This window comes from Streptosporangium amethystogenes subsp. fukuiense, assembly GCF_042665875.1.
Classification (GTDB): Bacteria; Actinomycetota; Actinomycetes; order Streptosporangiales; family Streptosporangiaceae; genus Streptosporangium; species Streptosporangium fukuiense.
The window spans coordinates 6,492,369-6,515,963 of record NZ_JBHTEE010000001.1; the positions used below are offsets into that span (position 1 = coordinate 6,492,369).

The 23,595-nt window shown below is 71.1% G+C and carries 22 protein-coding genes; 4 read left to right on the forward strand and 18 right to left on the reverse strand.

Annotation, left to right across the window (positions count from 1 at the left end):
• Nucleotides 1-4 precede the first annotated feature (4 nt).
• From ACFQVD_RS28305 to ACFQVD_RS28375, 15 genes are all read right to left on the reverse strand, one after another.
• Nucleotides 5-814 carry a hypothetical protein gene (locus tag ACFQVD_RS28305; RefSeq protein WP_343978586.1) on the reverse strand — a complete coding sequence of 270 codons (810 nt, stop codon included), beginning with the start codon at nt 812-814 and terminating at the stop codon, nt 5-7.
• Nucleotides 815-929: 115 nt separating this feature from the next.
• Complete coding sequence (locus ACFQVD_RS28310; protein ID WP_343978589.1) at nt 930-1,826, reverse strand: hypothetical protein; 897 nt, start codon at nt 1,824-1,826, stop codon at nt 930-932.
• Between the two features lie 19 nt (nt 1,827-1,845).
• Nucleotides 1,846-2,757, reverse strand: coding sequence for a glycosyltransferase family 2 protein (locus ACFQVD_RS28315; protein ID WP_343978592.1), 912 nt, complete (start codon nt 2,755-2,757; stop codon nt 1,846-1,848).
• A 28-nt stretch (nt 2,758-2,785) separates the two neighbouring features.
• Nucleotides 2,786-4,291 carry a lipopolysaccharide biosynthesis protein gene (locus ACFQVD_RS28320; RefSeq protein ID WP_343978595.1) on the reverse strand — a complete coding sequence of 502 codons (1,506 nt, stop codon included), beginning with the start codon at nt 4,289-4,291 and terminating at the stop codon, nt 2,786-2,788.
• A 34-nt stretch (nt 4,292-4,325) separates the two neighbouring features.
• Nucleotides 4,326-5,348 (reverse strand): hypothetical protein, encoded by a 1,023-nt coding sequence (locus tag ACFQVD_RS28325; RefSeq protein ID WP_343978598.1) that lies wholly within the window; start codon nt 5,346-5,348, stop codon nt 4,326-4,328.
• Complete coding sequence (locus ACFQVD_RS28330; RefSeq protein ID WP_343978601.1) at nt 5,345-6,634, reverse strand: DUF4910 domain-containing protein; 1,290 nt, start codon at nt 6,632-6,634, stop codon at nt 5,345-5,347. Before ACFQVD_RS28330 ends, ACFQVD_RS28325 begins: the two co-directional genes overlap by 4 nt.
• Complete coding sequence (locus tag ACFQVD_RS28335; RefSeq protein WP_343978604.1) at nt 6,624-7,673, reverse strand: NAD-dependent epimerase/dehydratase family protein; 1,050 nt, start codon at nt 7,671-7,673, stop codon at nt 6,624-6,626. Before ACFQVD_RS28335 ends, ACFQVD_RS28330 begins: the two co-directional genes overlap by 11 nt.
• Before the next feature lie 5 nt (nt 7,674-7,678).
• Nucleotides 7,679-8,329 (reverse strand): PIG-L deacetylase family protein, encoded by a 651-nt coding sequence (locus ACFQVD_RS28340; protein ID WP_343978607.1) that lies wholly within the window; start codon nt 8,327-8,329, stop codon nt 7,679-7,681.
• The gene (locus tag ACFQVD_RS28345) at nt 8,326-9,123 is read right to left on the reverse strand and encodes a sugar phosphate nucleotidyltransferase (RefSeq protein ID WP_343978610.1); all 798 of its coding nucleotides are present in this window, start codon (nt 9,121-9,123) and stop codon (nt 8,326-8,328) included. The genes ACFQVD_RS28340 and ACFQVD_RS28345 overlap by 4 nt, the downstream gene beginning before the upstream one ends.
• The gene (locus ACFQVD_RS28350; protein WP_343978613.1) at nt 9,120-10,355 is read right to left on the reverse strand and encodes a class I SAM-dependent methyltransferase; all 1,236 of its coding nucleotides are present in this window, start codon (nt 10,353-10,355) and stop codon (nt 9,120-9,122) included. Before ACFQVD_RS28350 ends, ACFQVD_RS28345 begins: the two co-directional genes overlap by 4 nt.
• Nucleotides 10,352-11,419 (reverse strand): glucose-1-phosphate thymidylyltransferase, encoded by a 1,068-nt coding sequence (locus ACFQVD_RS28355; protein ID WP_343978616.1) that lies wholly within the window; start codon nt 11,417-11,419, stop codon nt 10,352-10,354. The genes ACFQVD_RS28350 and ACFQVD_RS28355 overlap by 4 nt, the downstream gene beginning before the upstream one ends.
• On the reverse strand, nt 11,419-12,945 hold the full coding sequence (locus ACFQVD_RS28360) for a sugar transferase (RefSeq protein ID WP_386272494.1): 1,527 nt from the start codon (nt 12,943-12,945) through the stop codon (nt 11,419-11,421). The genes ACFQVD_RS28355 and ACFQVD_RS28360 overlap by 1 nt, the downstream gene beginning before the upstream one ends.
• A gap of 168 nt (nt 12,946-13,113) precedes the next feature.
• The gene (locus ACFQVD_RS28365) at nt 13,114-13,464 is read right to left on the reverse strand and encodes a hypothetical protein (RefSeq protein WP_343978622.1); all 351 of its coding nucleotides are present in this window, start codon (nt 13,462-13,464) and stop codon (nt 13,114-13,116) included.
• Between the two features lie 58 nt (nt 13,465-13,522).
• Nucleotides 13,523-14,146, reverse strand: a complete 624-nt coding sequence (locus ACFQVD_RS28370; RefSeq protein ID WP_343978625.1) for a GntR family transcriptional regulator — start codon at nt 14,144-14,146, stop codon at nt 13,523-13,525.
• A complete protein-coding gene (locus tag ACFQVD_RS28375; RefSeq protein ID WP_343978628.1) occupies nt 14,143-15,015 on the reverse strand; it encodes a DMT family transporter in 873 nt (290 codons plus the stop codon). The genes ACFQVD_RS28370 and ACFQVD_RS28375 overlap by 4 nt, the downstream gene beginning before the upstream one ends.
• Before the next feature lie 118 nt (nt 15,016-15,133).
• Here ACFQVD_RS28375 and ACFQVD_RS28380 point away from each other — a divergent pair, with 118 nt between their 5' ends.
• From ACFQVD_RS28380 to ACFQVD_RS28390, 3 genes are all read left to right on the forward strand, one after another.
• Nucleotides 15,134-15,586 (forward strand): barstar family protein, encoded by a 453-nt coding sequence (locus ACFQVD_RS28380; protein WP_343978631.1) that lies wholly within the window; start codon nt 15,134-15,136, stop codon nt 15,584-15,586.
• A 578-nt stretch (nt 15,587-16,164) separates the two neighbouring features.
• Nucleotides 16,165-18,063, forward strand: coding sequence for a sensor histidine kinase (locus ACFQVD_RS28385; RefSeq protein WP_343978634.1), 1,899 nt, complete (start codon nt 16,165-16,167; stop codon nt 18,061-18,063).
• Nucleotides 18,063-18,419, forward strand: coding sequence for a DUF742 domain-containing protein (locus ACFQVD_RS28390; protein WP_343978637.1), 357 nt, complete (start codon nt 18,063-18,065; stop codon nt 18,417-18,419). Before ACFQVD_RS28385 ends, ACFQVD_RS28390 begins: the two co-directional genes overlap by 1 nt.
• 39 nt (nt 18,420-18,458) lie before the next feature.
• Here ACFQVD_RS28390 and ACFQVD_RS28395 read toward each other — a convergent pair whose 3' ends face one another.
• On the reverse strand, nt 18,459-18,950 hold the full coding sequence (locus ACFQVD_RS28395) for a GNAT family N-acetyltransferase (RefSeq protein ID WP_343978640.1): 492 nt from the start codon (nt 18,948-18,950) through the stop codon (nt 18,459-18,461).
• Nucleotides 18,951-19,075: 125 nt separating this feature from the next.
• On the opposite strand from ACFQVD_RS28395, the gene ACFQVD_RS28400 reads away from it, so the two are divergent.
• On the forward strand, nt 19,076-19,384 hold the full coding sequence (locus tag ACFQVD_RS28400) for a hypothetical protein (protein WP_343978643.1): 309 nt from the start codon (nt 19,076-19,078) through the stop codon (nt 19,382-19,384).
• Between the two features lie 128 nt (nt 19,385-19,512).
• Here the strand turns inward: ACFQVD_RS28400 and ACFQVD_RS28405 are convergent, their stop codons facing one another.
• Together ACFQVD_RS28405 and ACFQVD_RS28410 are read right to left on the reverse strand one after the other, a co-directional pair.
• A complete protein-coding gene (locus tag ACFQVD_RS28405) occupies nt 19,513-23,067 on the reverse strand; it encodes a BTAD domain-containing putative transcriptional regulator (protein ID WP_343978646.1) in 3,555 nt (1,184 codons plus the stop codon).
• The gene (locus ACFQVD_RS28410) at nt 23,067-23,558 is read right to left on the reverse strand and encodes a GNAT family N-acetyltransferase (RefSeq protein ID WP_343978650.1); all 492 of its coding nucleotides are present in this window, start codon (nt 23,556-23,558) and stop codon (nt 23,067-23,069) included. The genes ACFQVD_RS28405 and ACFQVD_RS28410 overlap by 1 nt, the downstream gene beginning before the upstream one ends.
• Nucleotides 23,559-23,595 lie beyond the last annotated feature (37 nt).

Below are 23,595 nucleotides of genomic sequence, written 5' to 3' on the forward strand. Positions count from 1 at the left end.
CTTCTCACACCGTCTGCTCCTCCCGCCCCTCGCACCCCTCGCCGCTCTCGGGCTCCTCCTCGCGCTCGCTCCGGTCACCCCGGTCGTCGCGGTCGTCGCGGTCCGCTCCGTCCGGGATCTCCACCGTGGCCGGGGGCGGCCCCTCCGGCCGTTCGCCGCCGGAGGAGTCCCGGAACACCCTGCGGCGCTCCACGGCGTACGCGGCGCCGAGGCCGAGGACGACGACGAGGAACGCCGTCCCGCCCATGGCCTTCCAGGTGCCGCTCCGGTCCATCACGGGATATGCGGGCGGCACCACCTCGACGAGCCCGATGAAGGTGGAGACGGGGGCGCCGAGCGTCTCCTGCCTGCGGACCAGCTCGGCCCGCAGGCGGGACTGGGTCCTGGCCATGACGGCACGGGAGAGCTCGGCGGAGTCGCTCCGCACCTCCACGTACACGAACGGGCCGTTCATGAGGATGCCCAGCATGCCGGGGTTGGTCCGCCCGTCGTTGATCGTCAGTTCGACGGGGCCGTCCTTCACGACGCCCAGCTCCGCCGCGACCGCCTCGGTGTTCATGGACAGGATGAGGATGCCCGCCGTGGTCCGGAGGCCGTCGCTGAACTGCAGCAGCGGGTTGCTCCGCCCCGGTGGCTTGTCCGGCTCCGTCGTCCCTCCCGCGGGGGGTGTGGTCAGCACCATGGAGGTGCTCGCCAGGTAACGCGGGGGCACCAGGAAGAAGACGGCCGCGGCGCCGAGCAGCGCCAGGCCGACCAGTGGAAGCCCGACCCGCTTCCTGCGGGCGAGGTCGAGCACGGTCCTCCAGAACTCCACTACGTCTTCCCCGCTCTCCCGAGCGCGCCGGACGCCCGGGACACGATGCGTATCGGTCGCGGCACACGAACTCCTTGTCACTACTGCGGTGTGTCGGTGGCCGGGAGGCCGCCGCTCACCCGACCCTGGCCAGTGCCTCCGCCTCGTACGCCAGCGCCAGTTCCTCCGGCATCGGGTCGAGGTCGGCGCAGCGCACGAAGTCGCGCAGGGTGGTGCCGGTGCACGCCGCGTCCACGTTGCGCGCGCCGCGACGGGCACGCACGTCGTCGATGTGCACGGTGCGGAAGTCGATGCTGAAGCGGGTCCTGCCCGAGGTGTTGGGCACCGTGGAGTGCAGCTGGGCGCCGGAGAACACCATGACGCCCCCCGGTTCGGGCACCACCCGCACCTGCGGGTCGAGCACGACGTTCTCCTCCGGCCTGGGCTGCTCCCTGGTGTCGCCGCGCACGTGCCGGGCGGCGGTGAGCCGGCTCGTCCTGTTCCACTCGGCGTAGTCGTAGCGCGCGCTGCCGTTGCGCACCGGGTTGCCGAAGTACTGGGGATGGAAGGCCATCACGTTCTCCGGGACCACCTCGTAGACGGGGATCCACCAGTTGAGCTGGTTGAAGGGGGCCGAGTACCAGCAGTCCCGATGGGGGTGGAAGGCGTAGGAGATCCCGGAGGTGAGGTAGTCGTGGGAGGTGGAGGTGCGCAGCCGGGGCACGTCGAAGTAGGTCCGGTCCAGGTCGCAGCCCAGCTCCTCGAGAACCGCGGGCAGCAGTTCCTTGCACCGGGGGTGGTGGATGAACCGCGGCTTGAGCCGGGCCAGCAGGTCGGCGAACTCCTCGACCGGCATGTCGAACTGTGCGGTCTCCGGGTCGCGCCCGCCGAACGCCTCGGCGGTCATCTCCCGCGCGAAGGCCGCCAGCAGGGTGGAGGCGGGCGTCGCCGAGTAGACGAAGACCTGTCCCCGGTAGAGCAGTTCTCTGCGGGTGTCGTCGTCCACCACGCTGTTGGAGAAGACGGTGGTCATTGAAATTCCTTTCTGCGGGTCACCGGAGCGGGTCGCCGGAGCGGATGCCGGGGACCAGTCCCGAGGCGATCAGGGCGAGCCTGCGGCCCCGGCGGGCCGCGGTGAGCCGCTGGCGGCGCACGTACATGCCGAGGACCGCCGCGCGGGCGCGACGGTGCTGCTCGCCGGTGAGGCCGGCCCCCCGCAGCCAGCCCAGCAGCTCCCCGCACTGCAGGAGGGTGGAGCAGCGGGCCTTCCAGGGCGGCACGTCGAGGCGGCGGGCGATCGCGGACAGGGTGTCGTGTTTCCAGTTGCGGTGGGCGAGGACCTCGGGAACGTGCCCCCACGGTCCGGCCAGCGCCAGCTTCGCCGCGAACACCTCGTCCTCGCGGAGCATGTTCCGCCGGGGGATTCGCGCCAGCGGCTCGCGCCGCAACAGGCCGTACAGCGGGTCGATGAGCAGGTGGCTCTCGTTGAGCAGCCGCAGCATCCCGGTGAACCGCTCGACCGGGTCGTCCGAGGCCAGCTCCGAGCCCTCCAGGGGTGCGGTCGCGACCGTCCCGTCGGGCCCGGTGTAGGCGACCTGCGTGGTGACCAGGACGAGCCGGTCGTCCTCGGCGAAGGCCCTCAGGGAACGGGAGACGCAGGCGGGCTCCAGCCGGTCGTCGTCGCCGACCCAGCGGAAGAACTCGCCCTCGACCAGCTCGACGGTACGGACGAAGTTGTCGAACAGGCCCACGTTCTCCGGATGCCTGCGGTAGACGATCCGGCCGTCGGTCGCGGCCAGGTCGCGGCAGATCTCCTCGGTGCCGTCCGTGGACGCGTTGTCGGAGATCACCAGTTGGAGGCGTTCGTGGTCCTGGCCGAGGACCGAGCGGACCGCGCCCTCGATCCGCCCGGCGCCGTCGCGCACGGGAAGCACGATGGACACCAGCGTGTCGGAGTTCGGCATCCGGTCCTCTCTTTCTCTCGGTGGTGGTTCAGCGGGCACGGGCGGGAACGGCCCGCGCGCCGAGTTCTCTGAGCCGCGCCGCGGGTACGGCGAGCAGGACGTAGGCGAGCAGTCCCCCACCGCCGGCCACGCAGAGCCGGACGAGCGGGGGGCCGCCGGTCATCCCGGCGAGCGTCACGGTCACGGCCGCCGCGAGCACGGCGCCCAGCAGCGGGCGGACCAGGGCCGGAAGCACGGGTGCCAGGCGCACTCCCGCGCGGCTCAGCATCAGCACCGCCATCGGCAGGGCGACCAGGAGGCCGGCCAGCGCGTGACCGATCGCCGCGCCGCGGATGCCGTACCAGTGCGTGCCCGCCCACAGCGCGGGCACCAGCGCCACGGCCCAGCCGAGGTTCATCCACACGGTGGCCCTGGTCGCACCCGCCGAGGTGAGGATGTCGAAGGCGAGGGAGGTGAGCATCCGGACCACCAGCAGGACCGCGAGCAGCGCCAGGACCCCGGCGGCCGGTGCCCATTTCTCGCCGTAGAGGAACGCCACGATCTCCGGCGCCAGCGTGGCGGTCACGACGGCGACCGGGAGCACGAACGCGACCAGCAGCGGCACCGAGCGCTGCACCCCCAGTGAGAGCGACTCGGGCCGCTGCTCGGCCAGCCTGGAGAAGCTGGGCACCGTGACGTAGCGCAGGGCGGTCCCGATCACGCTGGGCACCCAGCTGGAGACGTTGAAGGCCAGCAGGTAGAAGCCGAGCGCGGCGGGGCCGAGCACGGCGCCGACGATGACGTAGTCGGCGTTCATCAGCACCGCCTCGATGCCGAGGCCCAGGGCCAGCGGCGCGCCGAACCGCAGCAGCCTGGCCGCGACCTCCCGGTCGAAACCGAGGCGGAACGGCAATCCCGCCCAGGCGAGCACCAGCGCGCCGGTGACCGCGTTGGCCGCGACCTGCCCGCAGGCGAAGCTGTAGGCCCCGGCGCCGTTCGCGGCGAGCGTGACGGCCACCGCCGCGTTGACCAGCGAGCCCGCGATGTTGGCCTTGGTCAGCCTGTCGTGCCCGAACCCGCGCATCAGCGAGCCGGCCCGCACCGCGGTGACACCGTCGATGAGGATGATCGCGGTGAGCAGCCGGACCACCGGGGTGGCCTCCGCGCTGCCCGCCAGCTCCGCGAAGTACGGGGCCACCACCCAGAAGATCCCGTATATCCCGGTGCTGAACGCCAGGGCCATGACCGTCGCCGTCGGCGCCATCTCCTCGACCCTGCCCCGCCACTGCACGGTGGCGGCGATGATGCCGACGTCGTTGACGTGCATGACGAAGGTGGTCGCGGCGAGCGCGATGGCGTAGAGGCCGAAGTCCTCCGGCACCAGCAGCCGGGCGAGCACCAGCCCCATGACGAAGGTCGTCACCTTGGTCCCGAGGTTGCCCAGCAGGCTCCAGCGCAAGCCGCGGCCGGCCTTCCTGCCGATCGTCCCGACCTGCTCCCCGGTCACGTCGGTCGCCTCGTCCGCGCCGGCGTCCCCGCCCTGTCGCTGGTTCATCCGTGCCTTCCGCCTGTCTCGTGGGGTGATCGGCTCAGCTGGGCTCCTCGACGCGTTCGAGCCAGATCTCCCGCCAGAACGGCACGAACTCGCGCGGGCAGCTGACGTTGTACGCGCCCGCGCAGATGACGCCCTCCAGGACGATGCAGGGGTTCTTCATCTGCAGCATCCGGCCGGTCTTCTCGTCCAGGCACCGCTCGACGCGGGCGCTCACCCGCGCGACGTGCCCGCAGTAGCGCGACATCTCCTCCTCGAACCCCATGCCGCGGTTGAGCAGGTCGTCGTTGAGCGTCTGGAGGATCTCCTCCTTGGACCTGACCCGGACCAGCTCCCCAGGACGCAGGTCCAGGGTCCGCGTCGGAGTGGTGGGCCCGGCCTTGCCCCTGACGAACCCCCAGCGCAGCCCGCCCCTGATCCACAGCCATCTGGGCAGGAGGCGCCTGCTGGCCTGCTGGAAGCGGTTGAACAGCCCGACGAGGAACGAGCGCAGCATCCACAGCACGCCCACGTTCCCCGTCCGCACGTCGGCGACGTACTGCCCGACGTCCTTGAACGGCAGGCAGGTGGGCGCGGCGCGGAGCAGCTCGGTCGCCTGGCAGGAGAAGCGCTCCTCCCCGCCCGGTCCCGGCTCCTTCCTGGTCGCGGCCTGCAGGATCGGCAGCAGGGGCCGGCCCGCGGCGAGGTCGTGCTCGGTGACCGGGGTGCGGGGGGAGTCCGGATCCACCCGCTTGAGCCAGGACTCCTTCCAGTAGAACTGGCAGGCCGTCTGGCAGCCGCCGTGCGCCTGCCCGTCGCAGCGGGCCCCGGTCAGGTGGACCGCCCGCTCCATCCGCCGCATGCCGCTGCTGCCGATCGTGTCGCAGAGCTTGTGCGCCACCTTGTGCACGGTGAGCCGCCGCCCGCAGAAGGCCAGCATCTCCGGCATGAAGGGCAGCGCGTCCAGCTCTCCCCGCTCGTCCAGGGTGGCCATGATCTCGGCCTCGCCGAGCACCTCCACCGTCTCGCCGACCCGGAGGTTGAGCGCTCCAGGACCCGTGCCGGCCCGTTGCAGTGTCATTTCCCGCACTCCTTGAGCAGTCCCGCGCCGCACAGCGCCCGTGCCGCGTCGGCCACCGCGGCGAAGGGCAGATCGGATCGTTCCGCGACGTCCAGGAGGCTGTGCTCCCCGTCGGAGAGGTTCAGCACCCACAACATCGCCATCTGGGCCTGCTGCGTGTCGCTGCGCCCGCCCAGTGCCCCGTACAGGCCGCGCCTGCCCAGCTGCGGCTCTCCGTGGGGGCTGAGGTTGAGGTAGGAGCGGTTGTCGTCAAGCACCCGGGTCACCTCCCAGCAGGTCCGCAGGGTGTCGGCCATCGCCTCCGGGGAGACGAAGTCCGGATTGTCGGCGGAGGTGTGATATTCCGGGTAGCCCGCGTAGGGGGTCCTGGTGAGCGAGCCGACGGGCAGGTCGAAGCCCGGCGAGCAGAACTGCCGCTCGTCGTAGCCGTAGGGGGAGAAGTCGACGACCGCGTGGTCACGCCCCGAGGTCCGCAGGACGTGCCGCACGGCGCGGTCGATCTCGGCGTCTCCCCGCCTGCTGCGCTTGTAGGTCAGCGGGCCGCGATCCCCCGCGCAGGCCAGCACCAGGCCGTGCCTGATCCGCCCGGCACGTTCCCGGTTGCGCGCCAGCCAGGTGATCGCGCCGATGGTGCCGGGAGCGAACAGGAAGCGGTAGGTGTACCACGGGTCGGCCTCGGCCAGCCGCCGCGCGAGCCCGACCGCCACCGCGATGCCCGCCAGGTTGTCGTTGGCCAGCGACGGATGGCACACGTGGCAGGAGACGAGCACCTCCTCGTCGACCCTGCCCGGCACCACGTGCTCGCCGTAGGTCAGGTGACCGTCGGCGAGCGTGGAGTCGATCATGACCTCGTACCGCCCGTCGGCCAGGCCCGCGAGGGTGTCGTGGGCCAGGCAGAAGCCCCACGTCTCCGCGTAGTAGCCGGTCCGGTACGGGATCAGCCCCGGCTGCTCGGGCAGCGTGTGCAGGTGGGGCCGGAGCTCGTCCAAGGTCATGGTGGCCGACACCGGGACGCTGTAGCCGACCACGTGCAGGTTCGACGCGGCGAAGTCGACGACCCTGGCACCGGAGGCGTCCTTGACGTAGGCGTCACGGATGTTCCACTCCCTGGGCACCGTCCAGTCCAGGACCTGGGTCCCGGTCGGCACCTCGTGGACCCGCAGGCCGATGGACTCCGCGACGATCTCCAGGGTGCGGCGCACGCCGTCGCCGGTGATGCTCCGGCAGAGCGGGTAGAGCCGCTCCACCAGGGCGTGCATCCCGCGCCCCTCGCCGTCATCGGTCACCGTCCACCGCCCCCGCCACCTCGCGCGGGCGCAGCGCGCCGTCGACGGTGCCCGCCTCGCGGCGGGCGGACAGCCAGGCCAGCCTGGTGAAACGGCGCTGGAAGTCGTCCGCCGTCAGGCCGAACCGCCGGTACGCCTCGACCAGCTGGAGCGCGCCCGCCTTGATCGTCCACAGCGCCTGGTAGCCGGGGAGCGCGTCGCGGACACGGGAGAAGTCGACCCGGTAGGAGCGCGGATCGGCCCCGGTCTCCCCGGTGATCACGACCCGGGCCTCCGGCACCGCCTCGGCGACCTCGGCGGCGATCTGGGCCACCGTCAGGTTGTTCTCCTCGGTGCCGACGTTGAACGCCCTGGCGTGGACGGCGTCGCGCGGGGCGGCCAGCGCCATGGCGAAGGCGTTCGCGATGTCGGCGGCGTGCACCAGCGGGCGCCACGGGGTGCCGTCGGACAGCACCCTGACCTCCCCGGACAGCAGCGCGTGCCCGGCGAGGTTGTTCAGCACGATGTCCGCGCGCAACCTGGGCGAGAACCCGAAGGCGGTGGCGTTGCGCAGGAACACCGGGCTGAAGTCCCGGTCGGCCAGCTCGAACAGGTCGCTCTCGACCCTGACCTTGGAGTCCGCGTAGGGGGTCACCGGGCGCAGCGGCGCGTCCTCGTCGACCAGGTCATCGCCTGAGGCGCCGTAGACCGAGCAGGTGGAGGCGTACAGGAACCGGCGCACGCCCGCGTCCCGGGCCAGCCTCGCCAGGCGCACCGCGGCGCGGTGGTTGATGTCGTAGGTCAGCTCGGGCGCCAGCGCGCCCAGCGGGTCGTTGGAGAGCGCGGCGAGGTGCACCACCGCGTCCACCCCCGCCAGCAGACCGGGGGTGACGTCCCGCAGGTCGACCGCGTGTCCCGGCGGGTCGCCGGGCGCGGGACCCAGCAGGCATCCGGCGAAGAGCCCGGAGTCGAGCCCGGTCACCTCGTGGCCCGCGGCGACGAGCACCGGGGCCATCACACTCCCCAGGTAGCCCTGGTACCCGGTCAGCAGCACGCGCATCCGGTTCAACCTCCAGACAGGTCAAGGGTCAGCTTGTTGACGTGGAACGCCTCGGCGTAGCGGGCGTGGCATTCGATCCCGCGGACGCGGGCCAGCCCGAGGAACGCCTCGCGGTCGTACCAGGGGCGGTGGCGCTGCGAGGGGTAGTGGCGCTGGAGCAGGCTCACCTTCGCCTCGGCCACCTCGGGCGCGAGCGGCTGGTAGACCGAGGGGCGCCCGAGGTCGCCGTCCCATTTGGCGATCTCGTAGCCGAGCACCTGGTGGTCGCGGAAGGCCGTGGGCACCAGCTCGGCCAGCGTCCGGTGGTCCTGGTGGGCGTCGGCGGGGTGCGGCGCGAACAGCAGCTCGGGGTCGGTGCGCGCGCGCAGCTCCTCCACCGCCGCCTTGGCCTCCTCCCAGCGCGCGGGCAGCCGCCCGTCGGGCAGTTCGAGCACGGTGAGCCGCAGGTCGGCGCCCGGGCAGAAGGCGGTCAGCGCCGCGTGCTCCTCGTCCTGGCGCTCGGTCCCGCCGCCGGAGAGCACCAGGGCGTCCACCCGGATGCCGGGACGCGCGGCGCAGAGGGTCAGCAGGCTGCCGCCCGCCCCGATGGCGAGGTCGTCGCAGTGCGCGGCGAGCAGCGCGATCCGGCCCGCCCGGGCCGGTCTGAAGCGGATCACGTGGTCGGCACCGCCAGGTGCTCGCGCTCCCAGAGCGCCCAGGGCCGGTCACCGCGCGAGTACGCCTCGTCGAGGGCGACCCGCTCCTTGACCGTGTCCGTCGGCCGCCAGTAGCCGCGGTGCGGGTAGGCCAGCAGCCTGCCGCGCTTGGCCAGCTCGGCACAGCCGTCCGCGACCAGGTCACCACCGGCCGGGATGTGGTCGAAGATCTCCTGGCGGAGCACGAAGTATCCGCCGTTGACCCAGAGCGGCATCTCGCTGACCGGGGTGATCCCGCCGACCGTGCCGCGCTCGCCCAGCTCGATGCAGTGGAAGGTGTCCGAGGGCGGCACCACCATCATCGACGCGCCCGCGCCCGAGAGGGTGAAGCGCTCGACGATCTCCGGCAGCGGCGCGTCGGTGAGCACGTCCGCGTAGTTGGCCAGGAACATCTCCTCGCCGTCCAGGTGGTCGCGGACCCGGCGCAGCCGCTCACCGATCGGGGAGGTGATCCCGGTCTGCACGAACGAGATCGACCAGTCGGAGATGTCGGTGGACAGCAACTCGACCCTGCCGCCGCGCAGCACGAAGTCGTTGGAGGTCGTCTCCTGGTAGTTCAGGAAGAAGTCCTTGATGTGGTGCGCGCCGTAGCCGAGGCAGAGGATGAACTCGGTGTGCCCGAAGTGCGCGTAGTAGCGCATCACATGCCAGATGAGCGGCCGAGGCCCCACGAGCTGCATGGGCTTGGGCACGTCGCCGGGGGTGCCGGTGCGCATCCTGGTGCCGTATCCGCCGCAGAAGAGGACGACCTTCACGGGTTCACCTCGACGATCTCCAGGTTGGGGATGGGGAAGACCAGCCGGCCTCCCCAGGCGTGTACGAAGGACAGCTGCTCGACGAGTTCCTCACGGAGGTTCCACGGCAGGACCAGCACGTAGTCGGGCCGCTCCTCGGCGAGCCGCTCGGGCGGCAGGATCGGTACGCGGGTGCCGGGGGTGAACCTGCCGTGCTTGTACGGATTGCGGTCGACGGTGAAGGGAAGCAGGTCGGGCCGGATCCCGCAGTGGTTGAGCAGGGTGTTGCCCTTGCCGGGCGCCCCGTAGCCGGCGACGGTCCGGCCCTGGCGGGCGGCGTCGAGGAGGAAGGTCAGCAGGTCCCTGCGCACCCGCGCCACCCGCTCGCCGAACTCGGTGTACCCCGACAGCTCGTGCAGACCCGCGGCCTTCTCCGCGGCGAGCAGCGCGGCCACCCGCTCGCCCGGCTCGCCCGCGATCTCCGCCGGCCGGGCCCACAGGCGGATCGAGCCGCCGTGCGTGGGCAGCGACTCGACGTCCACCAGGCGGAGGCCGCCGCTCGCCAGGGCGCTCCGCGCGGAGGCGACCGTGTAGTACTGGAAGTGCTCGTGATAGATCGTGTCGTACTGGTTGTGCTCCATCAGGGTGAGCAGGTGCTGGACCTCGATGGAGACCCAGCCGTCGTCGGCCACCAGGGCGCGCAGTCCCCGGGTGAACCCGATGACGTCCGGGATGTGGGCGTAGACGTTGTTGGCCACCACCAGGTCGGCCGGCCCGTGCTCCGCGCGCACCGAGGCGCCGGTCCGCTCGTCGAGGAAGGCCGTGTGCGTCGGCACCCCGGCGTCCCTGGCCGCCCGGCCGACGTTCTCGGAAGGCTCGACGCCCAGGCACCGGATGCCCCGCTCGACGACGTGCCGCAGCAGGTACCCGTCGTTGCTGGCCACCTCGACCACGAACGAGTCACCTCCCAGCCCGAGCCGGTCGACCGCCCCGCTCACGAACTCCCGCGCGTGCTCCACCCACGACGTCGAGTACGAGGAGAAGTAGGCGTACTCGGTGAAGGTCTCCTCGGGTGTGATCATCGGCGGGATCTGCGCCAGCCAGCAGCCGGTGCAGACCCGCAGGTGCAGCGGGTAGGTGACCTCCGGCTCCGCCAGCTGCCGTTCGGTGAGGAATCGTTCGCAGGGCGGGGTCGCCCCGAGGTCGACGACGCTGGCGAGGCTCGTCGAGCCGCACAACCTGCAGGTTGTCATGAGCTGATCTGCACCTTGCTGTGATCGCCCAGCACGAGGCGGTGGGCTCTGGGGGTGTTGGGGGCGGGGGTGACCTCGACGTCGTGGCCGATGAGGGACGCCTCGATCCGCGAGACTCCGGCGATCGAGGACCTGGGCAGGACGATCGAGTACTCGATCTCGCTGCCGCTGATCGCGCAGCCTGCCGCGATCGAGGTGAAGGGGCCGATGTAGCTGTCGCGGATCCGGGCTCCGGAGCCGATGATCGCCGGCCCGACGATGCGGGACCTCTCGATCTCGGCGCCGGCCTCGACGACCACCCGGCCGATCAGCTGGCTGGCGCCGTCGACCAGGCCGTCCACCCGGGGCTCCAGGGACTCCAGCACCAGCCGGTTGACCTCCAGCATGTCCGTGACGTTCCCGGTGTCCTTCCAGTAGCCGGAGATGACCGTGGAGGCGACCGGCCGGCCGTCGGCGATCAGCCAGTGGATGGCGTCGGTGATCTCCAGTTCGCCCCGCCCGGAGGGTTTGAGCTCGGCCACCGCCTCGTGGATCGCGGCGCTGAACAGGTAGACGCCGACCAGCGCGAGGTCGCTCTTGGGCACCGGCGGCTTCTCCTCAAGCCCGATCACCCGGCCCGCCTCGTCGAGCTCGGCGACCCCGAACTGCCGGGGGTCGCCGACCCTGGTGAGCATGATGTGGGCGGCGGGCCGCTCGCGGGCGAAACCCTCGACGACCCCGTTGATGCCGCCGACGATGAAGTTGTCGCCGAGGTACATGACGAAGTCGTCGTCACCGAGGTAGTCGCGGGCAATGAGCACCGCGTGGGCCAGGCCCAGCGGCGCCCGCTGGCGGATGTAGGTCACCTCCAGGCCGAGCTCGCGGCCGTCGCCGACGGCCGCCTCGATCTCGGCGTGCGTGTCGCCCACCACGATCCCGATCTCGCGGATGCCCGCCGCGGCGATGGCCTCAAGGCCGTAGAAGAGCACGGGCTTGTTGGCGACCGGCACGAGCTGTTTGGCCGAGGTGTGGGTGATCGGCCGCAGCCGGGTGCCCGCCCCTCCGGCGAGCACGAGTGCTTTCACTAGTAGGCCCCTTCTCCGCCGACCACGGCGCTCCAGGTCTTCCAGAGGATCTGCAGGTCCAGGAAGAGCGACCAGTTCTCCACGTAGCGGAGGTCCAGCCGGACCGACTCCTCCCAGGTCAGATCCGAGCGCCCGCTGACCTGCCACAGGCCGGTCATGCCGGGGTGGACGACCAGGCGGCGGCGCACGTCGGCGCCGTACTGCCTGACCTCGTCGGGCAACGGCGGCCGTGGGCCGACGAGGGACATCTCGCCGCGCAGCACGTTGAGCAGCTGTGGCAGCTCGTCGATGGAGTACCGGCGCAGGAAGGCGCCCACCCGGGTGATCCTTGGATCGTTCCTAATTTTGAACAAGACACCGTCGAACTCGTTCTCGCACACCAAGTCGATCTTGAGTCGCTCCGCGTCGACGACCATCGTGCGGAACTTCAGCACCTGGAACTCCACACCGCCCTTGCCCACCCTGACCTGACGGAAGAGCGCGGGTCCCGGACTCGTCGCGCGGATCAGCGCGGCGATCACCAGCATGGGCACACCCAGCGCCAGGAGGGCCAGCCCCGCCCCCAACCGGTCGAACAGGCTCTTCGCCAGCCTCCTGGCGCCGCGGAAGTCGGGGTGTTCGACATGCAGGAGCGGCATGCCCGCGACCGGGCTGATGCTGATGCGCGGGCCGGCCACGTCCATCAGCGCGGGTGCCACGAACAGGTCGGTACGGGCGTCCTCCAGGCCCCAGGCGAGCCTGCGCAGCGCCGCGCCGTCCAACTCCGGGCAGGCCAGTACGGCGACGGCGTCGGCGTTGACCTCGGCCACCACCGCGGCGACGTCGGAGAAGCCGCCGAGGACCGGGATTCCGTCGACCTCGACCATGTCGGGGCCCGCGGGCAGGCACGCGGCGACGACGAGCATGCCGTGGTGCGGCTGCCCGCGCAGCTGTATCACCAGGTCGAGCACCGACTCCCGGTGGCCGACGGCGACCACCTGGCGCATGTGGTCACCGCGGGCGCGCCTGCGGTGGAGCCGCTTGCGCATCCGGTGGCGGAAGACGGCGTTGAGGATGAAGGCCAGCGGGAACATCGCCATGACGAAGCTGCGGGCGATCGGCGTCTGGGTGACGTAGGCCCCGATCGCGACGGTGGCCGTCAGCCCCGCGGCGCCGTTGAAAACCGTCCGGAACTCATCCGTTCCCTCGCCGTAGGTGCGCTTGCGGTAGGCGCCCCCCGCGGCCAGGGCCAGCGGCCACACCAGGGCGAGCCCCAGTCCGAGCAGCGCCTCCGTGCCGGGGATGAAAGCACCAAACCAGATTCGGATTCCGAGAACGGCCCCGCAGGCGATTATCGAACACGCGACATCTCCGGCCAGGAGAATACGGACATAAGGGCGTGTCCAGATACTCGGAGAAGTGCGCGCTGGACTCTTAAGGAGCCCGATGACGAGCTCCTCAGTTCCCACTCTCATACCACCCCACCCAAGATGCCCCGACTCGTCCGGATAAGGTGCCACGCATCTCATTTCAATAGTTGACAGCATTCCCTAATGCATCAGGAGCGTGGATACCCATGGAAATCCTAGTGATCACCATTGGGTGGGGGAATACCGGCCACTGTCCACTATTGGCCGAAGTACAAGGAGATGACATCTTGACGGAGCGGATCAAACGTGTTCCTTTGACCGCTTATATTTGTCAATAATATGAAATTAGTCGTATTCAAAATCCGGAAGAGCAGAAGGTGGTTCCGGACTGCGCCATACGACGACGTAATCGTCGTGCGCGGCCTCCACCGCCGCACCGAGCCGATCGAGATCGAAATCCGGGAGATACCGGAGACGGGCGAGGAAGGTCGCGTCGGTCGCCGACCTGGGCACCACGCACCCCTGGCCCTCTCGATCAAGAAGGATGTACAGGATGTCCGAGTCCGTATCGCCCACTACCCGCACCTCGACGACGTCCTCCCACGCGAGGGCGTCAACGCTGCCGTCCTCGTAGTGACGGGTCACGCCTTCTTCGGTGACATATACGTAGGAGTCCGGCACTGAGTTGCCGTGCATGGGCGCGATTGTGACCACTCCGGGGCTCCGCGTGCAATAGAGCCGTGCAAGTCAGTGCCTAATGACCGCCCCAGCCGTGATCGAGATGCGCGGCGACCGCCTCCCTGGCGGCCTCCGCGGGACCGCCGGCGATCGCGTCGAGCAGGTTCCGGTGCTCGGCGACCAGCACGTGCCGGTCGGAGTAGACGGCGCGCAGCCGCACCAGGCCGAGCCTGGTCTCGACGGCCAGCATGCCGTAGAGCCGCTCCAGCCGGGGGCTGCCCACCGCGACGACCAGCGCCTGGTGCAGCGCCATGTGCTCGGCCACCATGTCCGCCCAGGGGGCGTCCGCGGGCAGCGCGGCCATTCGCGCCAGTGCCGCGTCCGCCTCCCCGACCCGCCGGCCGGCCAGCGCGGTGGCCGTCAGTTCCTCAAGCGGGCGCCGGACGAACATCAGGTCGTCCAGGTCGGCCACGGTCACCTCGGCCACCTGGGCGCTGCGGTGCCGCTCGCGCCTGAGCAGCCCCTCGTGCACGAGCACGGCGAGCGCCTCGCGGACCGTCGGGCGGGCCACCCCGTACAGGGCCGAGAGCTCCTGTTCGGGCAGCGTGGTGCCCGGGTCGATCTCGCCGGACAGCACCCGCCGGCGCAGGGCGTCGGCGAGCGCGCCGACGGCGGAGACGGGATGGAGCGGGAGGGTCACGCCGACGACCCTATTGCCCTTCCGCCCCGGCCGGCGGGCGAGACGCGCTCGGGCAGGGAGACCGCGACCAGGCTGGCGCCGAGCAGCAGCAGGCCGGCGACCGAGGCGGGCCCGAGCCGCTCGCCGAGCACGACGACACCGAGCAGCGTCGCCACCGCGGGCTCGGCCAGCGCGAGGGTGGCGGCGGTCGCGACCGGGGTGGTGCGCAGCCCCCTTCCGTACAGCAGGTAGGCCAGCGCGGTGGTGGCACAGCCCAGGTAGAGGGCGGTGAGCAGGCCGCGCGGCTCGGCGAGCCAGCCGGTGCCGGTCCACAGCAGGACGGGCACCATGACGACCGCCGCCCCACCGAACATCAGCCCCATCACCGCGTCGGAGGGCGCCCCCGCGCCGATCGTCCGCGCGGCGGTGACCGCGTAGAAGGCGTACAGCAGGCCGCCGAGCAGCGCGAACAGGACCCCATCGGCCCGCACCTCGCCTCCCCCTCCGGTGAGTACGGCGCAGCCGGCGATCGCCGCCGCGGTCGCCACCGCCCAGCGGCGGCTGGGCCGCACGCGGTCGAGCAGCCAGGACAGCAGCCCGGTGAAGACGGGGCCGCTGCCGATGGCGACCACCGTGCCGACGGCCACTCCGGTCCTGCTGACCGCGGCGAAGAAGCACAGCTGGTACGCCGCCACGGCCACCGCGGCGGCCGCGAGCGGGCCTCGGGGGAGACCCAGGAGCCGCGCGGGGCCGGTGACGGCCGCGAGGACCAGGCCACCGATCACCAGGCGGGCGGCGGCCATGGAGACGGGATCGACCCCGGCGACGAGCAGGCCCGCGGTTCCCGCGGTCCCCCAGAGCACGGCGGCTCCGATCACGGCGAGTTTCACGGGACGATTGTAAGCATATTGTCTGACAACCATACAACGCCGCTCCGGCGGGCGGCCGGGAGGACACACCGCCGTCTCGTTTTCCAGAGCGCGCGCGCGGGTAGTTCGGCGAGGTGAGATGTCCGATAAGCAGTACGAAACAGCAGCTCAGGGCACGGTCGACGGTGAGTCGTCACACGCCCTCCGCCGACCACGGACGGAGATGATCGCGTTGTCCAGGGGAACGTTCCGCCAGGGGTCGGCGGAGGAGGTCGAGTCCATGCTCGGCACCGCGACGCCGCATCCGCTGAACGGCGTGAAGATCACCACTTCGGCCGAGGCGATGGACGCGATCGCCGAGGCTCTCGACCTGCCCGACCGTTTCGGGCACACCCTCGACTCGCTTTACGACGTGCTGACCGACCTGTCGTGGCTGCCGCCGGGCGAGCACCTGCTGCTCTGGTCGGAGCCGTCGACGCTGCGGAGCGAGGACCGCCAGACCTATGACGCCATCCGGACCGTCCTCACCGAGGCGGTCGCCGATGACACGCCCGGAGAGTCCTTCCTGTCCGTTCTCGTGCTGACCGACTGAGCCGTCGCCACGCAGTGCGCGCAGAAGGCACCGCCACGGCCCTCGGGACAGCTGCAGCGCCAGTCCAGCGTCTCGTCGACGATCCGGAACTCGACGCACGCGGCGCCCTCGTCGACCTCGGCCGTCACCAACCGCGGGCCGAAACGGACCAACTGCACCGCCAGCGTGCCGCCGTGGGCCCGCGCCGACCGTCCCGCCCGCTCGGCCTCGGCTTTGACGAGCTCCGCAATCGTTTGCATCGAAGGTTCCCTCCTACCTGAAGAGACGCACCTGAGGTATGGAAGGTTCCAAACCGATACAGCACGATAAATCATCGCAACGTAACCCACATGCACATCTAGCACCAAGTGACCCTCATTGCTATGTTTGGCGACTGTTAACCACGCATCTCAATAGTGCGAGGTATTATGGCTGGCCGAAAACACTCAATCAGGGTGAAAATTTTTACCTTACTTTTGGTACCAATTGTATCCCTTGTAGTCATTTGGGCGTTTGCTGCCAGCCTGACGGTCCAGAACGGCCAGGAACTCCTCAAGATCCGCGACGGCTACGTGTACGCGGTCCAACCCGCCAGAAAAGTGACCACCGCGCTCCAGCACGAACGGCTGCTGTCGCTGTCCGTCCTGGGAGACGTCGACGTCTCGCGTGCGGAACTGGACGCGCAGCGCGTCCGCACGAACGACGCGCGAGCCGAGCTGGAGCGGCTGATCACCGCGGCCCGTTCCGACCTCGTCCCGGGCACCTGGGAGCGGCTGAACCGGCTCCTTCGCGCCATGGACCGGCTCACCGAGATCCGCAGCGGCGTCGACACCCGCACCGACACCCGGCTGCAGACGCTCGACGCCTACACCGGGATCATCGAGGCCGCCTTCGACGTCTACGAGAAGGTGCGGATATCCACCGACATCGAGCTGACCGACCAGGCGCGGGCCGTCGTCATGGTCGGGCGGAGCCGTGAGATCCTCAGCCGGCAGGCCGCCCTGATAGCCGGAGCCGTGGTCGAGGGGGCCATGAGCCCCTCGGAACGTGCCAGGTTCAGCGAACTGGTCACCGGCCGCAGGCTCCTCTACTCCCTGGGCTTCGACCAGTTCGACGCCGAGTTCCAGGCCCTCTACACCGCCCTGCACGACTCCCCCGACTACTCCTCGTTCGAGAGGATCGAGAACGCCGTCGCCACGTCGGCGGTTCCGGACCCCGCCTGGGCCGAGGTCGCCACCCGGCTCTCCGACGACTTCGACAGCCGCGCCGGAAAGGTCAGCGAACGCATCAGCGAGCGGTCCATGCCGCTCGCCAGGGGCATCCTGATCCAGATCGGCCTCGCCGGCGGGCTGGGCCTGGCCGCGGTCGGGCTGTCCGTCTTCGTCTCGGTACGGTTCGGCCGGCGGCTGGGCGGCGAGCTCATCGACCTCCAGCAGGCGGCCCTCGACCTGGCCGACAGGCGGCTGCCCGACGTGGTCCGGCGGCTCCGCCGGGGCGAGGACGTCTGCTCGGAGGCACCCGAGATCAACGTCGGCAGCACCACCGAGGTCGCCAGGGTCGGCGAGGCGTTCTCCACCGTGCAACGGACCGCCGTCGAGGCCGCCGTCGGTCAGGCCGAGATGCGCAAGGGCGTCAACAAGGTCTTCGTGAACCTGGCCAGGCGCAGCCAGTCCCTGCTGCACCGGCAGCTGGCCATGCTGGAGACCATGGAAGGGCGGGCCCGCGATCCGGAGACCCTTGAGGATCTGTTCAGCCTGGACCACCTGACCACCCGGATGCGCCGCCACTCCGAGGGCCTGATCATCCTGTCCGGCGCCGTCCCCGGACGGGGATGGCGGACACCGGTCACGATCTACGACGTGGTCCGCGCCGCGGTCGAGGAGGTCGAGGACTATCCGCGCGTGACGATCAGCGTTCCGCACGGCCCGTCCGTGATCGGCGCGGTCGTCACCGACGTGATCCACCTGGTCGCCGAACTGGTCGAGAACGCCGCCATGTTCTCTCCCCCGCACACCTCGGTACGCGTGCACGGCGAGACGGTCGCCAGGGGCTACGCCATCGAGGTCGAGGACCGGGGGCTCGGCATCCCCGCCGAGGAGATGGCCCGGCTCAACGCGCGGCTGGCCGACCCGCCGGAGTTCGACCTGGCCGACAGCGACCGGCTCGGCCTGTTCGTCGTCGCGCAGCTCGCCGTCCGGCACGGCATCCGCGTCTCCCTGCGGCCCTCCCCCTTCGGCGGCACCACGGCGATCGTGCTGCTCCCGAGCGAGCTGGTGGTCGAACCGCTCGATCCCCGGTTCACCTACTCGGTCGAGGTCGAAAGGCTTCCCTCCGGCAACGGCCTCCCCAAACGGGTGCGCCAGACCGTACCCGCCGAACGGGCCGCCTCCGGCGCCCCTGTCGCGGAGACCACCCCGGAGAGCAGGGGAGCCGTACCGAGCGGCGTGCTCGCCGCGTTCCGCGACGAACGGCAGCGCACCGGGCCGGAGGGCGGCTGATGACCGAGCGCTGGCTCGACCGGGAGGCCGGTCCGATCGTCCGTCCCTACACGATGACCCGCGGCAGGACCAGGGCCGCGGGCGCTCATTTCGACCTGATGGCCGTGGTGGTGGCGGTCCGGGCCCCACGCCGGGACCTGCCGCCCGAGCACATGTCGATCCTGAACGCCTGCCGCGCGCCGATCTCCGTCGCCGAACTGGCCGGGGAGACCGGCATGGCCGTCGGAGTGCTCCGGGTGCTCCTCGGCGACCTGCGCGACCACGACCTGATCACCGTACGGCTCCCCGCGGCGCCCTCCGCGATCCCCCGCGAGAACCTGCTCCGCGACCTCCTCGCCGGGCTCAAGGCCCTCTGAGCCCGGCGGGCGTTTCGCCCGTGGGCGAGACCGCGCCGCTCAGTCCGTGGCCAGGCGGGCGTGCCGCTCCACGTCGTGGCGGACGCCCGCGTAACTCAGCTTGGCCCGCTCGATTCCCTCGGAGCGGAATCCGGCCCTGGTGGCCACCGTGCAGGAGGCCACGTTGCTGACCCGGTGCGCCAGCTCCAGGCGGAACAGCCCCCGTTCCCTGAACGCCCACTCGGCCATCTTGCCGGCGGCGGCCACGGCCACACCCCGTCCCCTGGCACGCGGGATCGTCCAGTAGGACACCCAGCCGGTCTCGTGCGCGTCGATGTTGCTCACGGCGACGTTCCCCACGACCTCGCCGTTGGACACCACGGCGAACGCCCGCGCGTCGTCACGGAAGCCCCAGACCCCCATCCACTCCAGCGCCGCCTGGGCCGTGTCGATGGGCCGGGCCGCCTGCTCGGCCATGTCCGGGGAGCTGAACGCGTCGAGCACGACCCACATGTCGTCGGGTCGCCATCCACGCAACTCCACTTCAATCATGCCGTGCAGGGTAGCCCCGAGACCGTCCCGCGCAACGCGCCGCCCACCGCTCTGACGTCCGGAAATCGTCCACATCGGAGCGCGGGTCCCAGATAGATCCGAGATCTGCTGGGCACTCAGCAGCTATGAGTGACGATTCGGAGAGCCGCGACCTCACCGGGAAGGGCTTCGGCGACGGCCGGCCCAGGACAATGGGAGAGATAGCCGTGAATCTGGCGGTCAGCGAATCACTCGCCAATCACGGCCACCACGCCCTGGTCAACGCGCACGAGTCGGCTGCCCGCGGTCACCAGCTCATGGCCGACGCGGGCGTGGGCGACGTGGAGCAGCACCTCGATCTGGCGCGCTGGCACCACTGGTGCGCCATCGTGGAGTACCAACTGGCCGACGAGGCGGACCAACGGACTCCCGCCAGACGGAACCCGAACGGCTGAACACGGCGGGCGAGCCCGAGAGGCGCCCCCCGCACCGGTACGGCCCGGGCGGACCGCTCCGCCGGCAGGCGCGGTCACGGCGAGGATGACCGCACCCCCGGCCGATACGTGGGCTCCGGCCGGCGGGATCAGCTTTCACGGATCTCCCTGGCCAGCGCGGCACTGCGGTGTTCCAGGTGCCACAGCCCGAGGCGGTGGTGGGTCTCCCGCGCTCGCTCGGCGTGCGCCAGTGCCTCCTCGACGCGACCGACCCTGTGGAGCAGCTGGGCGACCACACCGTGGATCGTCCCCCAGGAGATGCATCCCGTTCCCAACGTCACCAGCTGTTCGGCGATGGGTTCCAGTTCCTCCAGCAGCCCGTACGGATCGGGGCGGCCGATCCTGGCCGCGACGAGACCCCACTGCCAGGTGACGAACTGCCACGCCCAGTCACGCTCGACGGCGACGCCCCACCGGTCGATCAGACGGTGGGCGAGCGCCTCGTCCCCCGCCTCGATCACGGCCAGTACGGCGGCGGGACGCAGCAGGCTGTTGGAGTCGTCCTCGGCGGCCTCGAGCAGTTCCGGTACGAGCACCCCGTGTCGGCCCTGTGCCCAGGACGAGAAGAAGGCGCAGAGGAGATGGATGTACTCCGGGCCCCAGAGGCTGATGCGCCGGTAGCTCTCGGCGCCGGTCGCGGCAAGCCTCTCCACCTCCTCCCAGCGGCCGTCGAGCATCGCCCGCCCGGTCGCGGCGTAGGTCACCTGCGTCTCGAGCTCCGGCATCCGCACCTCGCCGGTCAGGCGCAGGCAGCGGGCCAGCTCGGCGTCGTAGTCGGCCAGCCTTCCCTCGCGCAGGAAGGTCGGCATCCGGTGCAGGCGGGCGATGATCTCGGCGGCCCGGGGCAGGTCGGGGAGGGACAGGATCTCCTCCGCCGCCCGGTAGCGCTCCTCCTCGTACTCCGGGGTCCAGGAGGCGATGATGAAGTTGTTGAGCGTGCGCGCGAGCAGGCGGTGGTCACCGGCCCGCCGGGCGAGCGCGACCGCCTCGGCCGCGAGCCTCGCGCCCTCCCACCGCCGTTCGCTGTAGTAGAGCTCCACTCCGAGGGTTCCCAGCAGCTCGGCCCTGACCGCCTCCCGCCCGGGCGGCAGCCGGTTCAGCTGGTCCTCCAGCACGTCGATCATGCGCCTGTCCACCACGCCGTAGGCGCGCCAGTTCCACAGCGTCACCCCGCCGAAGACCGTCGCCGCCTCGATCACCGCCGCGTCGTCGCCCTTACGGATGGCGAGGGTCACGGCCTCGTCCAGGGCGGTGTGCGCCGTGATCACGTCGCCGACCACCCTGCGCGCCCGTCCCAGCTCGATGAGCAGGGCGCCGCGGCTGAACGCCGGATCCGCGGACTGCGGGTCGAGCGCCGCGAGCGCCTGCTCCCAGAACATGACCGCCTCGTCGTAGGCGAGGCGGGCCGCCGCCTGTACCGCCGCCCTGACGGCGTACGACGTCGCCTTGGCCGAGTGACCGATCCTGGCCGCCATGCCGAAGTGGTGGGCGAGCACGGGCAGTCGCGGCTCCAGGTTTCCCGGGTGAAGATTCTCGACCGCCTCACCCACTCGCCCGTGGATCTGCGCCCGCTGCAGTCGGCTCAATCCCGTGTAGAGAGCCTCGCGGACGAGCGCGTGCGAGAAGCGATAGTCCCAGCCCCCGGCCACCTCGGTGAGCAGGCCGGTCGCCACCGCGGGTTCGAGCAGCATCATCATCCGGGCGCCGCCGATCCCGGTGGCGGCTTCCAGCACGTCCGCGTCGACGTCCCTGCCGATCACCGCGGCGGCCCGCAGGAGCGTCTGGGAGTCCTCGGGCAACCGCGAGACCCGCCGGGTGATGACGTCGCGCACCCCCTCGGGGACGGAGAGGGAGGTGACGTCCGCGGCGGCGACCTGGTCCAGCGGCGAGACGCTGTCCAGCAGGCGGAGCACCTCACCGAGGAAGAAGGGGTTACCGCCGGTACGGTCGTGCAGCGCGCTGACCAGGGCCGGGTCGGGGCCGATGTCCGCACGACCTACCCGGCCCAGATCGTCAGGGCCCGCGTCGTCCAGGTAGTCGGCGACCTGCTCCCACGTGAACGCGGTGACGCTCATCCGCTCGGTACCGCGCTGCCGGGTCAGGTCGCCGAGCGCGTCCGTCAGCGCCGGCCACGCCTCGGCGGTCTCGGCGGCCTCGGGGCGCAGGGTCGCCAGCACGAGCAACGGCACCCGGTGCAGGTCGCCGCCGAGGAAGGTCAGCAGCTTCAGGGACGCGGCGTCCGCCCAGTGGACGTCCTCCATGAGGATGAGCACCGGTGCCACGCCCGCCCGCCGTGACAGCGCCCTGGCCACCGCGTCGTACAGCAGGAAGCGCGCGGTGTCGGGATCGTCCGCGCCCGAGGCCCCGTCCGCGCCCGTCAACCGGCGGATCACGTTCTCGACCCCCTCCGCCTCCCGGGTCACGGCCCCAAGCCCTCCGGCACCGGCCTCCGCCTCTTCTTCGAGGGCGGTCAGCACCTGGATCCACGGCCAGAACACGGGCGCGCCACGCCCTTCGACGCACCGGCTCCACACCGGGGTGACCCCCAGTTCCCCGGCGATCTCGGCCGCGGCCTCCGCGAGACGGGTCTTGCCGACCCCGGACTCGCCGCTGACCAGCAGCACACCTCCCGCGCCACGGGCCGTGTCCCGCAACCGCTCCCGGATCCGGCGCAGCTGAGGCTCCCTGCCCACGAGCCTGCGCCCGCGCGGGGCGGAGGCCCGCCACTCCCCTGCCGTCCGGGGGGCCACGACGTCTTCCCCGCGGGACGATCCGTCCCCGCGCGCGGGCGAGATCTCCTCCCCTCGCGCGATCGACGGCCAGGAGCCTTCGAGAGACTCGTCCTGGTCGAGGATGGCCTGTTCGAGACGGCGCAGTTCGAGGCTGGGATCGAGCCCGAGTTCGTCACCGAGGAGGGTACGGCAGCGCTGGTAGGCGGCCAGTGCCTCGGCCTGCCTGCGGTCGCGGTACAGGGCGCGCATGAGCAGCGCCCAGGACCCCTCCCGGTAGGGATCGAGATCGAGCAGATGCCCGGCCTCGACGGCCGCCTCACTGAACCTGCCGAGCAGCAGCCACGCCTCGGCCCGCGTGGACAGTGCCGACAGGCGCACCTCGGTGAGGCGGGCCACGATAGGCCCCACGAAGGAGCGGTCGGAGAAGTCGGCGAGCGGCTCGCCCCGCCAGGTGCCGAGTGCCGCGTCCAGGGACCGCTCGGCCTCCCACGCCCGCCCGTCGGCCAGAGCGGCCTGTGCCTCCTCGACGGCCCGGATGAAGCGGTTGGCATCCACCTGATCGGGCGAGATGTCCAGCAGGTACCCAGGCTCCCGGGTCCGCAGGACGCGAGCGGGGGACCGAGGGCTGCGCAGCGGTTCGAGGATCCTGCGGAGCTGGGAGATGTACGCCTGGAGCGTTCCTGTCGCGCTGGACGGCGGCTCGTCGGCCCAGAGCCGGTCGATCATCTGGTCGAGGGGTGCGACATGGGGCGCGTTGAGCACCAGGAGCGTCAGCACGGCCCGCTGTTTGCGGGATCCCAGGTCGAGGAGCGCACCGGTGCCGTCGGCCACCTCCACCGGTCCGAGGATGCGGAAATCCAGACACGCCGCGGCCTGGGCGGTATCCGGTACCTCGCCACCGTTCGCGAGCATCACAACTCCCGCACGAGCCACGCGACCGCCAATGCCTCGATCGCGGGTCCATCGTATCGGCAGGTCGCGATGGGGGTTCTGTCGGCGGCGACGAAACCGGAGGAGCCGAGGAGGGAGAACGTTCCCGGATCCGCCGCCGCCACCCGGTAGCGCACCAGTTGGACGCCGTCCGCGCGCATCTCCGTCAGCAGGTCACCGAGCAGCCGCCGGCCGAGACCCCGTCCCCGGTGTGGCAGGGCGACGACCAGGGCCCGCAGGCGGGCGTCACGGTCGGGCTGTCCCACCTCGACGAGGGCACCGGCCACCGGCGGATCGTCCACCGGCCGCGCCAGATCGACCAGCACGTACACCCGGCAGCGAGCGGCCGACACCTCGGACAGGGCCTCCTCCAGGGCCTCGTCGAGCAGATCGGGACCCGTCGCACCCGCGTATGCCAGGACCTCCCGCAACAGCAGGGTGCTGGAGGGCTGGGACTCCAGTGACGACGACATGCGCACAGCGTTCCACCGCCGTCTAGGAAACGACTAG

Bases quoted from the DNA above. Each gene is read 5' to 3' on its own strand.
- ACFQVD_RS28405 (WP_343978646.1), bottom strand. From the start codon at position 23,067: ATGCTCGCGAACGGTGGCGAGGTACCGGATACCGCCCAGGCCGCGGCG.
- ACFQVD_RS28350 (WP_343978613.1), bottom strand. From the start codon at position 10,355: ATGACAACCTGCAGGTTGTGCGGCTCGACGAGCCTCGCCAGCGTCGTC.
- ACFQVD_RS28315 (WP_343978592.1), bottom strand. From the start codon at position 2,757: ATGCCGAACTCCGACACGCTGGTGTCCATCGTGCTTCCCGTGCGCGAC.
- ACFQVD_RS28390 (WP_343978637.1), top strand. From the start codon at position 18,063: ATGACCGAGCGCTGGCTCGACCGGGAGGCCGGTCCGATCGTCCGTCCC.
- ACFQVD_RS28325 (WP_343978598.1), bottom strand. From the start codon at position 5,348: ATGACACTGCAACGGGCCGGCACGGGTCCTGGAGCGCTCAACCTCCGG.
- ACFQVD_RS28380 (WP_343978631.1), top strand. From the start codon at position 15,134: ATGTCCGATAAGCAGTACGAAACAGCAGCTCAGGGCACGGTCGACGGT.
- ACFQVD_RS28320 (WP_343978595.1), bottom strand. From the start codon at position 4,291: ATGAACCAGCGACAGGGCGGGGACGCCGGCGCGGACGAGGCGACCGAC.
- ACFQVD_RS28365 (WP_343978622.1), bottom strand. From the start codon at position 13,464: ATGCACGGCAACTCAGTGCCGGACTCCTACGTATATGTCACCGAAGAA.
- ACFQVD_RS28310 (WP_343978589.1), bottom strand. From the start codon at position 1,826: ATGACCACCGTCTTCTCCAACAGCGTGGTGGACGACGACACCCGCAGA.
- ACFQVD_RS28410 (WP_343978650.1), bottom strand. From the start codon at position 23,558: ATGTCGTCGTCACTGGAGTCCCAGCCCTCCAGCACCCTGCTGTTGCGG.
- ACFQVD_RS28360 (WP_386272494.1), bottom strand. From the start codon at position 12,945: ATGCTGTCAACTATTGAAATGAGATGCGTGGCACCTTATCCGGACGAG.
- ACFQVD_RS28395 (WP_343978640.1), bottom strand. From the start codon at position 18,950: ATGATTGAAGTGGAGTTGCGTGGATGGCGACCCGACGACATGTGGGTC.
- ACFQVD_RS28335 (WP_343978604.1), bottom strand. From the start codon at position 7,673: ATGCGCGTGCTGCTGACCGGGTACCAGGGCTACCTGGGGAGTGTGATG.
- ACFQVD_RS28400 (WP_343978643.1), top strand. From the start codon at position 19,076: ATGAGTGACGATTCGGAGAGCCGCGACCTCACCGGGAAGGGCTTCGGC.